The organism is Streptomyces sp. SID14436 (genome assembly GCF_010548465.1).
In the GTDB taxonomy this organism is placed as follows: Bacteria; Actinomycetota; Actinomycetes; order Streptomycetales; family Streptomycetaceae; genus Streptomyces.
In genome coordinates, this window is the sequence record NZ_JAAGMD010000321.1 from 1 (window position 1) to 14,661 (window position 14,661).

Here is a 14,661-nt window from a genome sequence, read left to right on the forward strand (position 1 = left end):
CCCGGGTGGATCTGCCCGAGTGGGTCGATTCCGCACCGCGACCTGCTCAACGACACACCGCATGAAAACGGGAGCCTGCTCCCCCCCAGCCACGTGAGAGACGACCGTGCGAACAGACAGGCTCGGTGGCAGCGGCGCCGGGCTGTCTGATCGGCCTCCTGCCATAAGCGCCGGCGCTGATGGCGCAGGGGCCCCGGCACACCGTCGGGAGACCCCCCATACGGTCGTGCTCGCGGTGAAGCATTGTCTGAGCGGCGCGCACCAGGTCTGCAGGTTCTTTAGTCTGGCTACAGGAGCGGACACGGGCAGCAAGGGAATTGGACGATGATGGCGACCCATGAGGCCGGCGGCGCAGACCATACCCAGGCGCTCTTGTGGTCTGCTCCCGAAGGTCCACTGCCGGCGCCGCCCATCGACACCAGGGCGCAGGTGCTGCCCGTCGGCGACCTGGAGTGGCCCGACGCAGAGCGTCTGTTCCTCAGGCTGCTGCACACCGTCCGGCCCGTCCAGTACGCCAAGCTCTTCGGTGTGCCGGGTCAAGCCCAGGGCGGGATCGACGCTTACGCTCGGCTTCCGCTCGACCTGGCGCACGGCGAATCCAGCGGCCGGGACTACATCACCCTGCAGTCCCGGCGAATCAGGACGCTGACCGCAGCCAAGATTGAGAAGGCCGTCGACGACCTCCTGGCGGGGGAGTGGGCGCACAAGACGGCGAGGTTTCACTTCGCCACCTCATTCGACTTGCAGGACACCAAGCTGGACACGGCAATCCGTGAGCAGACGGAACGGCTGGCCGAGCTCAAGATCACCTTCGTTCCATGGGGCGTCCAGGAGGTCTCCAGCCTTCTAAAAGACCAGCCGCGCATTGTTGATGACTTCTTCGGCCGACCCTGGGTGGAGCGCTTCTGCGGCACGGACGCAGCCCAAGGCCTGGCACATAATCTGCCCCAGCAGGACAGTCGAGAACTCCGAGCCGAGCTGCGCGAGCTCTACCACGCTGTCTTCTCCGCCCAGGGCGGAGTCCACACGGTCGACGACGCCGAGTCAGATGACACGTTCGTCGTCCTGGATGTCGATCCCAACCGACAGCGGCCTGACCGCTTCGACGCTGAACAGCCCGAGCCGGCCGCCGAAGACCAACGTTGGGCGCAGGACCCCGGGGACGGACACACCTACATCGCCTCACGGCTGGGCGGCTCGCGGCAGTCGTTCAGATCCGCCCACCAGCTCCTCGGGCGTAGCAACCAGGTAGGCCCAGCCACAGGTGCCGTCATGGCGGCCGATGAGTGGCTGGCCGGCGGCAAGTACCGGCTGCTCGTCGGCCGTCCGGGAGCGGGAAAGTCCAGCCTGTTGCGGTTCATCGCGGCCGACCTGCTCTCCGCTCAGCCGCAATCGGTCACGCTGCAGCGGGAACACGGCACCGACCTGCCCGTCTGGCTGCCGTTCGGATTCCTGTGCCGCCACCTCGAAACATCGACAGAAAACTCCCTCGTCTCGGCCGCCGAAGCCTGGCTGAGGTCGCAGAGCGCCGCCCACCTGTGGCCGCTGGTAGAACGCGCGCTGCGGGACGATCGCCTGCTCCTGCTCATCGACGGCATCGACGAGTGGAGCGACGTCAGCGCAGCCGAACGTGCCCTGGGAACCCTCGAGGCGTTCCTTGGCCGCACGGCGGCTTCAGCCATCCTCTCCACACGCCCGTACGCAGTCGACCGCCTCAACTGGAGGCGACCCTGGGAGCAAGCGGAGATCACTCCGCTGACCGACCAGCAGCGCCGGACGATCTCAGCTGCCGTCCTCGGGCCAGCCGAACGACCGCTGGACATAGCAGCCAGTCCTGCGATGTGGAGCGGCGGCATCGAGGCGTTCCTGGCCCAACTGGAGACCATTCCGGAGCTCGCCGAACTATCTCGGTCACCCCTCTTTCTCACCCTGCTCGCCACAACCTGGCAAGGCGAGCCCCTCCCACGTCAACGGTTCAAGATCTACGCCCGACTCGTCGAACTGCTCGTGGAGAAGCACCCTCAGATGCGCCAGCGTGCTTCACACGCTCACGGGGCTGTCCTGACGGCTGCAGAGGCCACGATGCTGTTCGCTGCTGTGGCTTACCGACTGCGCGTCAAAGACCCTACCGGCACTGTTACCAAGGCGGAGATGCGCACGCTCATCGTCGAGTCGATGACCGACGACCAGGTCCTCGGCTATCCGCAACCAGAAGCCCGCCGCGTCGCCGATGCCGTCCTCGCCCTGGCGGAAGACGAATTCGGACTGATCGTGTCGCACGGCGCTGGCTCCTACGGCTTCCTGCACCGCGTAGTGCTTGACCATCTGGCCGGCGAGTACCTAGCCACCCGCCCCGCTGAAGAACAGAAAACAGTCGTTCAACGAACGGTGCAGGATCCGGCCTGGCGTGATGTGCTCCTGGCACTGCTGACCGCGCAGATCAGCTCTCACACCACCGAGCACCTGCTTGCCGCGGCCCTCGACACCGACACGCAACGGTGGGCAGACATCGATGGATACGAGCTGCTCGCCGAGGCACTCGCCGCCGGTGCCAAGCTCACTCCGAGAGCGCAGAGCCTCTACATCAACCAGCTCGTCGAACGAGTAGAAACCCATCCCTCGCTGCCTCATCGCGCCAACCTCATCACCGCGCTCACCAGCATGCTCGCAAGCCACGCCGCACGCACGCACCTGCTGCCGGTCATGAAGCGCTGGCTCACAGCACCCCGCCCTAACCCTTCGCCGACCATGTGGGCGCTGCACGATCTGGATATCGACGACAACAGGGCCGCCGAGTACCTGCTGTGGGGCATGCGACACCCAGACGAGCAGGTGAAAGTCAACGCGGCAGCAGCCATCGCCCACCGATTCGGTGGACAGCCGCACATACTGAAACAGCTGATCACTTTCACCGAAACGGGTCCGTCCTCAGCCATTCAGGCCGCTGCCCTCCTCGCCCTCAGCCGCGGCTGGCCCGACACACCCGAGACCGCACGGCTGGTCGACTGGGCGCGGCGCCAGCCATCCAGGCCGCTCCGGCTGGTCGCTCTGCAGGCCCTGCAGCGCACCACCCCGTCAGGCGATGCCACCCTGTACCGGCAAGAAGAGCGAGACTGGCTGCTGTCCCTGCTACACAGGGAAGACTTCCACTCGGGCCCATGGCCCACAGCCGACCTCATCAACATAGCCGCCACCGCGGATGCACAGGCAGCCGACTTCGCGCTGGAGACCCTGACGACGAACGGACGCAACGGCGGCGACCGCAGCCTTGCGTGGATCCTGGCCTGTCACGCATTCGCCGACGACAACCGCTTCAAGACCTGGGTAGCCGAGCAGCTCTCGGCCCCAGAACAAAACGGGCTGATCTTGTACGACGTCAGCATGATTCCCCAGCAGTGGCGCGCCGACCCGAACTTCGCGCAAGCTCTGCGGCCCTATGTTGAGAACGAGTTGGGAGGCGTGACGCCTTACCTCGCAGCCGGTCTCGCTACCGCACTTCCGCCCGCCGAAGCTCAAGCCCTGCTGCTGCGCAACCTGGACGGACACCGCCCCTACGCCGCAGCCCGCACACTGGTCGAGCAATACGCCGACGACGAGCAGGTCCGCACTGCTCTCACCCGCAGGCTTCGCGGCGACTTCGACCAAGCGGCTCCGATGGCCGGCGTAGCCGTAGATGTCCTCGGCCCGCAGGAGGGCTTCGCCGTCCTGGTGTCCCTGTTGCGCCAGCCAACCACCGATCACGGGTCCGAGAAGCACGTCGTTGTCGCCGAGACACTAGCCGAAACCTGGAAGACGTTCGAACACACCGCTTCAGAACACCATGCGGAAGCTGAAGCCGCACGAGAAGTCCTTGCCGCCTACGATCCAGCCGAACTGGCAGCCCTGTGCACGGCGGTGAGCCCTCACCCGTTGATGTGGCACGTCCCTGCGGTCATCAGCGCCTGGCCTGATCAACCAGCCGTCCAGGATTTCGCCGACCGGCTCCTCCATGACACACGGCCCATCGTCTCGGGAATTGCGGACACCATTCCGGTCGCCATCCTCAGGGCCTACAGCAACAGGACCGATGTCCCGTCCCGCCGGATCCTCGACAAGACCCTCACCCTGCTCAAGCACATCGGCCCAGAGTTGCGCGAAGTCCTGGCGTTCGAACTCGCGCACAGCGCACTCTCCGTGGCCGAACTCGTCGACGTCATGACGGAATGGAAGAACGAGCCAGACACCGCTATCCGCCGCACCGCATTCATCGGGCTGACCCAAGTGATCAAGCGCCACCAGCAGGCTCACCACGACCTGGCGGGCTCAGCCACCTGGACAGCCGAGATGCAATGGCTGCGTGGCGAGATCAGGGACGAGCTGTGCGCCTACGGTCCCGAACTCGAAGAGCGCCGTCAACTGGCATGGATCGGCATGCTCATGCTCAGCGATCTGAGCCTGATGGACGGCATTAGGGAAACCATCGGGCGTCCTGACGCGCCCAGCGTCACCCTCGATGTTCTCTACGGCCGTGACGTGGACCAGATCCTGGTGGACCTCGCCGCCGAGAACTGGGAGCAGCTGCGCTCTCATCTCGGCGATCAAGTCTTCGAGCGGCTGAACGGAAGGACCAGCAAACGAACGGCGAGTGAGCAACGGCGCCACGTCATATCGGCTCTGGCAACAGTTGCTTCCCGCTACCCCGCCATCGCTGAGCTGCTCCGCGATGAGGCGGACAACGACGCCACCCTGCGCCAAGACGAGCGCTTTCTCTCGTGGGCCAAAGAAGAGAACAGGGGCGACGAAGGGGTCCTGCGCGCCGTCGTGGCCAACCTCGCCCGGACGCACCACCGAGAGGGCTACGACCTCGACTCCCTGTTGGACCGAGACAGCTGGAGCGTGTCCGATGAGCTGTTCAAGGCCATCCTCACCGAAGAGACGATCAGTACCCGGCCAGGCTTCGTTCAAGAAGGTGACGGGTTGGCTGCCTACACGCAGCTGTTCCCTTCGGCCCCCTTGGCCGCCGCCACCTTCCGCGACCTTGAAACGTGGTTCACAACAGACCGCGATGCTCGCCAACCCCGCGAACGGGGCAGCGTCCTAGGCATCGCGTTCGGCGCCGCCCCACCGAGGGATCTGCCAGCCCTCGCGACCCGCGCGCACACCCGATTCCGTCTGGATATCTTCGACAGGTACCTGTCGATGTTCACCAAGCCGCTGATGCGGCGGCTTCGCACCGACGCAGACGCCATTGAGGCGTTCAAGGATGCGCTCAACGACCCCATGGGAATTTGTGAAGACAGCCCCATCATGGCCGACCCATGGGACCCCATTGCCCACGCCCACCCGGAAGTGCAAGCCATGCAGCGCAGATACCTCTTCGCGGTGGTACTGCGGCAAGTTGGCGCGTTGCCGCAGGCGGATGCGGCAGCAACCATCTCCATCCTCGAATCCGCATCACCCGACACCGTGGTGCACAACCCTTTCACCCACCACGAAGGCCCACTCTGCCTTGCCGTACTCGACCTCGCCGTGAGCGCAGCTGATCCCGAGGCACTTGTGAGGCGGTGGTGAATCGTCATTGCGGGTCGCCAATGCCGCTGAGGACCCGCCCGCGTGCCCCGGGCTGTGTCGGGGACGGCCGAAAAGTGGACCTGGCGGTGCCATCGGGGACGCGTACAGAGGACTTCGCGACGGCCTGCGGAACCGGATAATCCAGTCGCAGTCACCCCAAAAGACCTCAGTCGCCACGTGAGCCCAGTGCCTCTTGCCCGGCGTGGCGGCCAACACTGCGGGGCCTGCGGCTGCAGTTCGGCCCTTGAGCCGACCGCGGTCGGCAGGGTCCTGGTCCGGGCCGCCTGTGAAAGCGGAGACGCGCTTTGGGGCACTCGCCTGCAGGTCTCAGGGGCCCTGCATCATACGAACGATCGTTTCACACCAGCACCCTGGAGGCATGGGGGGCCGGCTGGGAACCAGCCGGAGCTCACCGCGGCCGCTACGCCCACTTCCTCACCGCGGCGCGGGGCGCCTCAGCCTCCTGGACGACGGGCCTAAACCCGCCTACGTCCAGGCCGAGTTGCCCATGAGCGAAACCGCCGGGGACATCAGCCCACCGGCAGCATGCCGACGGAGCCCTCCCCATCACGCACGTCCTGTCACCCGGCCCATCAGCAGGTCGCCGGATTCCCCCAGCACCTCACCCCCAAGGACTCGTACTCCACGGCTGTTCTTCCCCGGCCAGGTGAACGGTGCCTTAAGTCCATGCCCCGGGCCGCTTGTCTGCCCGAGGGAGGGTGGGCGGTGTCAGATGGTGCGGCTGCGGCCGATGGCCAGGGATTCCAGCAGCTCCTCGGTGATGCGCTCCTGCTTGTTCCAGATCGCTTTCTGGGCGCCCTGGCTGACGAGCTGGGACAGGGCCCGCAGGTAGCCCTTGGTGCGGCGGTGCAGGTATTCGTGCAGGTTGGTCAGGTCGTCCGGCTGGTGGTGGTGCAGGCACAGGTTCTTGTCGAACTTGCGGACGATCTTCGTGAACAGTTTGTGGCCGTCCGTGTCGTAGCCGATCCGGCTGGTGCGCAGGGCGGCGTAGTCGCCCCAGATCTCCTCGTTGTCGGCCAGAGCGGTTTCCCGGTCCCGGGTCAGGGGATCGACGATGGAACGGGCGGCCCGTCCGGCGAAGAGGAAGGTGGCACCGGTGCTTTCACTGATCTCTTCCAGGTAGGCGAATGACTCCTCGGCGTCCGCGCCGGCCCGCAGCTGCTCGATGCCGTCGATGAGGACCAGCAAGGTGGAGCTGTTGCGCATCACATGGCAGATGGAGCGGGTGGGGTCGCTGCCGCCGTCGTGCTTGAGGCCGAGGAAGGAGGCGAAGGCTGCCGGCCAGTTCCGCCGTCCGCCGCGGGCCAGGGGAGGCACCCGCAGCGCGATCACCGGGATGCGGTTCTCGTCCGGCTCATACAGGCGGGCGATCTTGTTCTCGTAGTGGCGGCCGATGTACTGCAGGATCTCGGTCTTGCCGGTGCCGCGGGGGCCTTCGATGATGACACCGGTCTTGCCGTGGATGCGTTCCCGGTTGGCCAGCAGATGCTCGTGGACGACGACCAGGGCCCGGCCGATGGCGGGGGTGACCACGGTCGGCATCAGGGCGTGATAGCGCAGCCGCAGGTCGTTGTCGGCGACTTCCGTGCCGGGCGGCGGGCTGTCGGCCAGGTCGGGCCGGGTGCGGTCCAGGGCGGCGAAGGTGCGCCAGTTGCTCAGGGTGTTCAGCCATACCGGCCGGGGCGCGGTGAACACCGGCGTGGGGGCGGGGGAGTCGATGAGTAGACGGATGTCATCGTCTTCGGTCTCCTCGATGACCGGTGGCTGCGTCATGTCCTGTCCTCCTGCGGGGGGTCGGTTTCGGCGGGCAGGTCCAGCAGGTGACGCGCCACGCTGTCGAGGCTGTCGTCCAGGTCACCCAGATCCGCCAGGAGCGAGGACACTTCGGTGTCCGCGCCGCCCGGAGCGTCCGGTCCGTGGGCGGGCCTGGGCGCGATCTCTTCTTCCGCGGGGGAATACAGGCTCGGCTCGTCCAGCTCCAGCACCGTCAAGGGTCCCAGCGCGTCCAGGTCCAGCGCCTCCGCGTCGGCGAACGGGTCGAAAACGCCGTCACCGGACGGCTCCCACCCGCCATCCAGCCCCGGCACGGGCGCGTAGCCGTCGGGCACGCTCACCACACCCGGGTCGTCCGGACCCTGTCCCGCCCGCTCCAGCAGGTCGGCCAGGACCTGCGCGATGGCTTCGTCCTGCGTGTGGCGGCCGCCGCGCGCCACGTACTCCGCGGTGGCCGAGTCCCACAGGTGCTGTGTCCACGGGGCGCCGATCAGGTGCTGGTGCTTGAAGACCGGCAGTGATCCACTCGCCGGAGCGGTGGTCGCGCAGCCACACCTGCTCGGGCGTGTAAGGGTTGTAGCGCAGCTCCCACCCGTCACGCTTCTTGCCCTTGAGCCCCGACGGCGTGTTGCGGACCTCCTCGAGTTCCCCTTTGAAGTTGTCGTAGGTGCGGTTCTTGAACCGGATGCCGTCATCGCGCACCCCGACCCAGGCGGTGGGCAGCAGCTGGAGGTAGTCCGCAAAGCCCAGCGGGATCGGTAGGTAGCCAGCCGCCTGCACGCCCGCTGCGTACATCTGGTTCGGAGTCAACGGCGGCAGGTTCGGCTCGTAAGGGCTGCGCAGCTCCTCATGCGGCCGCGCCTGCCAGCCGACCGCGATCCACTCCTGCAGCAGATTGTCCAGCTCCTGCAGCGTCCACAGCCGGTCCGGATCGATCTCTTTCCCGCGGCGGCTGAAGTCCCGCCCGGTGTAGGAGTTGACGTGCTGGCTGAACAGCGACTTGATCGACGCAAAGGTCCGCTCGACGATCGCCTTGTCGGTCGGGGTGCGCTTGCGCGCCGGACGCACAGAGATGCCGAGGTAGGAGCAGGCGTCGAAGAAGGTTTGCCCGGTGAAGACCGTGCCGTGGTCGATCACGATCGTCTCCGGCATGATGACCGGCCGGGCCGCTGCGTGCTCCATCCGCGCGTCGACCTCTAGCAGTTCCTCATACGGCAGATCCGAACGGGCCGCGGACGCGGCCCCGTCGAAGCCAGGCCGCATCGGGGCCGGCACCATGCACAGCGCCAGCAGCAGTGAGGCGTCCACTGCCTTGGTGGCCCGCCCCTTGCTCGTGCCGGTGCTCAGCAGCGCCCTCGTCTGTTGCCGGGTCTTGCGCCGGCCCGCAGTCTTGGGCCGTAGCACGGCTGCGATGATGCTGCGCGTGAAAACGTCGATGGCTGCCGTGAGTTCCACCTGGGTGGGCCGTCCGTCATCGCCCAGCACTTTGACATCCAGCGCGGTGGAGTCGATCTGCACGAGCTCGCCCGGCGCGGTGGCGGTGGTCACAGCGAACGGCGGGGCCGGACGGTTGAGACGGTCCTTGCGGCGCCGGGTGGGATCCCGCAGCTGAAGCGCGTCGATCCCCAGCCGCTTCAACAGCGCGTACAGCGTGGGGTCGGCCGGCACCTTCACGCCGGGGCCCAGCCTGGCCCGTGCCGTGCGCCGCAGGTTCTTGAACAGCGTGCGGGCGTCGGTGGCGGCTTCTTCTTTCGCCTGGCGTTCCTGCAGCGCCAGCAGCAGGTCCACCACCCGAGCATCGGTGCGCCCGTTCACCGTTGTCTGGCGGGTACGCCGCTTATCGATGAGCCCCCAGATGTCCTCGCGAAGAAAGGCCAGCCGCTTGCGCTGGACCGTCTTCCACGACACCTTCCAACCCAGCACGGCCTGCAGCTCGGCAGCCTTGCGTTCATAGCGCTCGACCAGCGTGAACAGCTCCGGGTCATAACCTTCCCGCGGTCTGCTGCCCTCGGGGACCTCCGGCAGCAGACCGGTGTCGACCTCGATGACGTGCCGCCGCCACATCCGTGCTTCATGGGCGCACTCGGCACTGACCCCCTCCAGCATGGACCAGTTCGGCAGCGGCTCCGCCGACACCGGCCGGCCCGACCGGTCGAGCACGGCGAAGTCCCCGGCTGCGGCCAGGAACTGAATCGGCACCGACACCGCAGGCGCCGCCCCACCTGAGGCAGGCTCCAGATGCGCCGTCGTACCCGACAGGGCCGAGACGCCATAGTGGCTGCCCATCCAGCGCACCTGGTCGCCGGGCGCCAGAATGCCGCGCGGCGCCAGGCCAGCGGCCGGGGGCTGGCTCTCCGGCACCACGCTCACGCTGTCTTCCCCTCAAGGGGCTGCCCCATCGCCGACGGCATCCGGCCCGACAATCTGATCACACTGCTCGGGCCCATGGCCTTGTTCCACTCCATGCCCAGCTCCTGCCGCCACAGCAGGTGATACAGGCGCGGCAGCGTCGACAGTCGCGGCAGCCCCGTCGCCCGTACCCCCTCCTCCAGCTCGCAGGGAGTCCGGAACGCGGCCTTCAGAGCCTGCTCGACCTCCCGGTCGCCCCACCGCGGGTGCCGGTAATGCGACACCCACCGCAGGTTCGCCAGCGCCATAGGTCCCGGAATCCGCGGCATCCCCAGCTCCCAGCCCGCCTCCTGACAAGCCTGGCGCAACACCTGCTGCTGACGCTGCCACCGCGGACTCGGCCCGCTCGCCGGAGGGCAGGCAACGACCAGCGTCGCCCCCTGATCCGTGCGCACGAAGAAGTCCGGCACGACGCTGCGCTCCCGGCCCCGCGCACGCCACTTGATCTTCGCGGACCAAGCGGTGAACTCCGTCACCGACGGGCTGAAATCCAGCAGCATGGCCACCGCCAGCACGTTCATGGACCGGCAGCCCACGTGCTTGCCGGTCGTGGCGGCCCACCACCAGGTAGCAATGCTGCGCTGAGAGGGATGCCGGGCCGGACGCCACACCTCGCCCCGGCGGGTGAGCGGAACAGAGCCTGCCTGGGCGACGGGGACCGTGATGCTCCTGCTGCCGTCCTCAAGGCGGTGGACCGCCATCAATGCCTCAGCCATCGTGCTCCCGCATCTGTCCGGCCTCTGCAAATCCTCATATTGCACGGCGAGTTGACTTTAGTGCGGGGGGAGATGGCCAAGGGTCAAATACCGTCATCCTCAAAGCTGCCGACCGTCCCGCCGACGGCCGGCGTGACGCCCCGCAGGGCGAGACCATGACCACCCTCACCTCTCCCTGCAGACCGCTGACCTGGACGGTCCCACGCCAGCCGCTTATCCGTCCTGTCCCGGGCCGCACCTGCCGACACAAGATCCACGATGACCGGATGCCGACGCCGCACGCCGTCGGCCTGCCAGATTCGGCTGCGTGCGAGAAGACCACCCCGACACCTCCGATCTCCACGCCCGCGTGGACGGGCTCCTCGCCGACCTGGCAGCACGGCGCAGCCCCCTGCCACCGGCCTGCGAACGGACCCGGCTGCGCGAGGCCGCGGGCCTGTCCCCTGCACAGGTAGCGGACACCCTCGTCTGCCAGGCTCAGGACATCGAGGCATGGGAGGCCGGGAATCGGGAACCGATCGGTGTTCGTCGCACGGCTTACGCGCGGCTTCTCAAGGGCCTTAAGCACATGGAGAAACCGAAACGGGACGACAAGCTCGTCCCCGGCGAGAGCACCGCATCACCCGCACGGCCCGCACGGCCCACAGCACCCACGTTGCCCGTCGGTCCGCAGCAGCCAGCGCTCTTCCCCGCATCCGCCGAAGCACCACCACGCCCGCCAGTGGCTAGCGAACCACCCGTCACGCCCACCGGGCCGCTGGCCGTTATCGACCACGACATCTTCCTGGTCGCCCACTTCACCAACGGCACCCGCCTGCCCCTGGACGCGGACGACCTTGTCGGCCTGCTGGAGTGGACGCTGCGCAGCGGTCTGCACCAGGAACGGCTGTCCCCCCAAGGCAAGGACAGTGACCCGCTTATCGTCCTGACCCCCGCAGCGAGTGCCGCACTGCACCTGCCCGCCCACCTGGAGGACCGAACCGCCCTGTGCCTTCCTGCCGGCCATCCCGTCCTGACGCAGCTGGGGCAGGCAGGCTTTCTCCTCACCCGCCGCGGCTTCGCCCCGTGGGCCGGGATCTACCGGCCGGTCGTGAACAACAGGCGCGCCTCGGTACACGTCGCCGTCATGGCCTGGGGAGCCCTGTCTCAGGACGGGTGGAACCTCCCACCACTGCCGCCGTCAGACCTGGCACGGCTGCTGGGCACCTACGCGGCCCGGCTCTTGACCCCCAGCGGCTCCACCGCGGTCTGCGGCGTCAGACTGATGACAGCCCTGCGGCCACCCACCAAAGCGACCTACGACCCGGCCACCCTCAAATGGGTGTCCGGGCCCAACCCCGGCGCCCTGCACAAGCCGTTCGAGCCAGCGCCCCCAGAAGCCCCCGACGCCCACCCCCTGGCTAAAGGCCGCCCGCCGGAGCAGGCCATGGAGGAGGAAGCCTGGGACTGGAGCCGCCCGCCCGACCAGCAGGAGACAGCCGACTTCCCGCACGTCGTCGGACTCGACACCAACATGGCCTTTATCGTCGCCGCCTCCAGGCTGTCCGTCGGCCGCAATGCCCCGCCCCGCCATGTCACGACACCCGCCTTCGACGAGAAAACTCCCGGCGCCTGGTACTGCGACCTCAGCCACGCCCCGCACGACCCGCGGCTGCCCTCGCCTTTCACCGCCACCGGTCAACCCCCGACCAAACCCGCCTGGTACACGACCGTCACCCTCGCCTACGCCAAGGAACTCAACATCGAGGTCCGGCCTATCGAGGCCTACGTCCGCGACGATCACGGCTCATATCTGGACCCCTGGTACACGCGACTGAGAGACGCCTACCTCGCCACCATGGCCGACCTCGGAGTACACAAGGACATCCCCCAGGCCGACTACCTGGCCGCCATGAAAAGACTCTCGACGGCAGACCCCGCCCTGCTCGCCCTGCTCGCAGCGATCAAAGCCACAGGAAAAGGCGGCCTCGGCAAACTCCGCGAAGGCCCCCGTGCCCCCGCCGCCCCCTACACACGCTGGCCCGCACTCAACCAGCCCACCTGGCGCCCCGACATCCGTGCCGCCGTCATCTCACGCACCCGCGTCAGCCTGCACCGCAAAATGCGCAGGATGCTCACCGAGACCGGCCGCGGCCCGCTTGCCGTCCTCTCGGACTGCGTCATCTACCCCGCCCACCAGCCGACCGCCCTCGACGTCGTCCCCACCGGCCCCGACCAGACCGGCATCAAGGGACTGCTGTGCCTGGGCGTCAACCCCGGCTTCGTCAAAGAAGAAGGCGTTCAGACCATGGCCTGGTACCAGCACCAGCACACCCAAGGCCTCAACCCCGCCCGCTACATCAAAGCCCACCCCGACGCCTGACCCCTCCCACGCCGATGCCACCTGCCCCACACCTACTGCGTCGGCCGCCACGGCATGCTCGTCATCCGCGCTCCCAGACGCCACGGAAGACACGACGCCTCCTCCAGCGGACCATGCACCGGAACCACACGATGCGGCTCCAGCAACGCCAGCGGCACACTCCGGGGATGCGCCCGCGCATCCTGCCGCGCCAGACGCTCGACGACCGGCACCGTATTGCGGTGCGACATCAGCCACGCCTCCAACCCCCGATGCCCCCCGGCGGCCATCTCCTCACCCATCCCCAGCCGTTCACCCACCCACTGCACCCACCGCCCCGTCGACCACCCCGCAGGACCGCCCGCGAAATTGCGCCCCACCGCCCGCTGCCGCTCCCGCACGGCCATCGCCTCCGCCACGATGACCACCTCCGGATACACCACCAGGGGAACAGCCCACAGCGCCGAACGATCCACCCCCAAAACCTCCTGCCGCGCCCGCCACACCCCACGCCAGGCCATCTGACGGCACTGCCACCAATACACCGCCACCTGCTGCGCATCCGCCAGCAGAGCCCGCGCGTACAGACCTGTACGACGCTCCAGACCCACCCGCCGCACGTGCGCCTCCACCACCTCTGGCAACCGCTCGAGGCCGACCTGGAACTGCCCCCGGCCCACAGCCGTCCACCGTCCGTGCCGCACACACACCGCCCACTGCCCACCGCCCACCCGCCACACCGGACGCTCACCGAGCCCAGCCGCGCACAACGCACAGGCCTGCACCGGCATCCAGTTCTCCGGCCAGGCTTCCACCTTCACCTGGTGGCGGGCCCGCGGACCGATGCCGCTGTCGCCGAGCGACACCAGCGCCCGTTCCAGATGCGGCAAGGGCCGTCCACTGACCTCCGCCAGACGCTGACGCGCCGCAGGCCCCAGACGCACCTCCTCAGCACCCGGATCAACCGCCCGGATGGTCCTCGGCGCACCGATGTACTGAGCCAGCTCCTCGAAGGCCATCCCATTGCGCACCGCGAGCCGCCACAGATACGACGCGATCGTCTCGCCGCGCACCATCACCACACGTCCCGGCAACCGCGGGAGCGGCTCTTCGATCCTCATGCAGTGATCGTCACAACCCCCGCCGCCGGCGCCACACAAACAAGCCACCCACCACGAAAGCTGCCCGCCGTGCCTTTGAGGCTGAGCGCCGACACCGTCCAGGAAGCACTCGACCGGGCCGACTCCCGGCACTGGACCCGCAACCCGCCCCGTTCCATGCGGGTCCGGCTCACCTACCTCCTCAAGCACTACGAGCCTGCCGCCCTTGCCCGTCGGCTCCAGACGACACCCTCCCACCTGGACGCTCTGCTCGACGCTCAGCAGGTAGCGGAAGACGACCTGCATAACGCAGTGGAACGCGAAGTCGTCCGGATATGGCAGCCTCGCGTCCGCCGCCGCGCCCACGCCACCCTCCTCGCCAACGGCGGCCGGATGACACTCAGCTTCCGCGCATGGCTGGGATTCACCGCAACAGCCGGATCAAGTGACGACCCACGCCTGCGCTTTTTGAGCCTGCACCTGGACGCCCCCTTTCCGGAACGCCTGTTCACCGCCCGGCGCATCGGAGCACCGGAATCAGAACTGCAAGCCATCCTCAACGACGCACTCAGCACGTGCTACTTCCACCGCGGCCGGCCCGCACACCTCAGGGAGAGCGTGAGCCTCGACCGCATCGACTTCCTGGAGTTCTACTACTGAGATCGATCCGCTCCTCCCGCTCCCTGCAATGAGCCCGTGAGCCGAAGCACGGTAGTTGTCACATAGGCAGGCTTGCTGTCACCGGCGAAGC

At 67.7% G+C, this 14,661-nt stretch carries 8 protein-coding genes; 3 read left to right on the forward strand and 5 right to left on the reverse strand.

Annotated elements, in window-relative coordinates; genetic code table 11:
- Window positions 1–324 precede the first annotated feature (324 nt).
- Window positions 325–5,550: an NACHT domain-containing protein gene (locus G3I53_RS11255; RefSeq protein WP_164334192.1), complete on the forward strand. Its 5,226-nt coding sequence runs from the start codon at window positions 325–327 to the stop codon at window positions 5,548–5,550.
- A gap of 729 nt (window positions 5,551–6,279) precedes the next feature.
- On the opposite strand, the gene G3I53_RS11260 is transcribed toward G3I53_RS11255, so the two are convergent.
- Genes G3I53_RS11260 through G3I53_RS11275 form a run of 4 tightly spaced genes read right to left on the reverse strand, consistent with a single transcriptional unit; the run spans window position 6,280 to window position 10,469 of the window.
- Window positions 6,280–7,344: an ATP-binding protein gene (locus tag G3I53_RS11260; RefSeq protein ID WP_164334193.1), complete on the reverse strand. Its 1,065-nt coding sequence runs from the start codon at window positions 7,342–7,344 to the stop codon at window positions 6,280–6,282.
- Window positions 7,341–7,679: a hypothetical protein gene (locus tag G3I53_RS11265; RefSeq protein WP_164334194.1), complete on the reverse strand. Its 339-nt coding sequence runs from the start codon at window positions 7,677–7,679 to the stop codon at window positions 7,341–7,343. Before G3I53_RS11265 ends, G3I53_RS11260 begins: the two co-directional genes overlap by 4 nt.
- Window positions 7,621–9,714, reverse strand: coding sequence for a DDE-type integrase/transposase/recombinase (locus G3I53_RS11270; RefSeq protein WP_164334195.1), 2,094 nt, complete (start codon window positions 9,712–9,714; stop codon window positions 7,621–7,623). The genes G3I53_RS11265 and G3I53_RS11270 overlap by 59 nt, the downstream gene beginning before the upstream one ends.
- Window positions 9,711–10,469: a TnsA-like heteromeric transposase endonuclease subunit gene (locus G3I53_RS11275; RefSeq protein ID WP_164334196.1), complete on the reverse strand. Its 759-nt coding sequence runs from the start codon at window positions 10,467–10,469 to the stop codon at window positions 9,711–9,713. The genes G3I53_RS11270 and G3I53_RS11275 overlap by 4 nt, the downstream gene beginning before the upstream one ends.
- Window positions 10,470–11,190: 721 nt before the next feature.
- Between G3I53_RS11275 and G3I53_RS11280 the strand changes: the two genes are divergently transcribed.
- On the forward strand, window positions 11,191–12,831 hold the full coding sequence (locus tag G3I53_RS11280) for a transcriptional regulator (protein ID WP_343240594.1): 1,641 nt from the start codon (window positions 11,191–11,193) through the stop codon (window positions 12,829–12,831).
- Between the two features lie 32 nt (window positions 12,832–12,863).
- On the opposite strand, the gene G3I53_RS11285 is transcribed toward G3I53_RS11280, so the two are convergent.
- A complete protein-coding gene (locus tag G3I53_RS11285; protein WP_164334197.1) occupies window positions 12,864–13,931 on the reverse strand; it encodes a TniQ family protein in 1,068 nt (355 codons plus the stop codon).
- Between the two features lie 69 nt (window positions 13,932–14,000).
- Between G3I53_RS11285 and G3I53_RS11290 the strand changes: the two genes are divergently transcribed.
- Complete coding sequence (locus G3I53_RS11290; protein ID WP_164334198.1) at window positions 14,001–14,570, forward strand: hypothetical protein; 570 nt, start codon at window positions 14,001–14,003, stop codon at window positions 14,568–14,570.
- Window positions 14,571–14,661: the final 91 nt, after the last annotated feature.

Excerpts from the sequence above, each read along its gene's own strand:
- G3I53_RS11255 (WP_164334192.1), top strand. The coding sequence starts at position 325 with ATGATGGCGACCCATGAGGCCGGCGGCGCAGACCATACCCAGGCGCTC.
- G3I53_RS11260 (WP_164334193.1), bottom strand. The coding sequence starts at position 7,344 with ATGACGCAGCCACCGGTCATCGAGGAGACCGAAGACGATGACATCCGT.
- G3I53_RS11275 (WP_164334196.1), bottom strand. The coding sequence starts at position 10,469 with ATGGCTGAGGCATTGATGGCGGTCCACCGCCTTGAGGACGGCAGCAGG.
- G3I53_RS11285 (WP_164334197.1), bottom strand. The coding sequence starts at position 13,931 with ATGAGGATCGAAGAGCCGCTCCCGCGGTTGCCGGGACGTGTGGTGATG.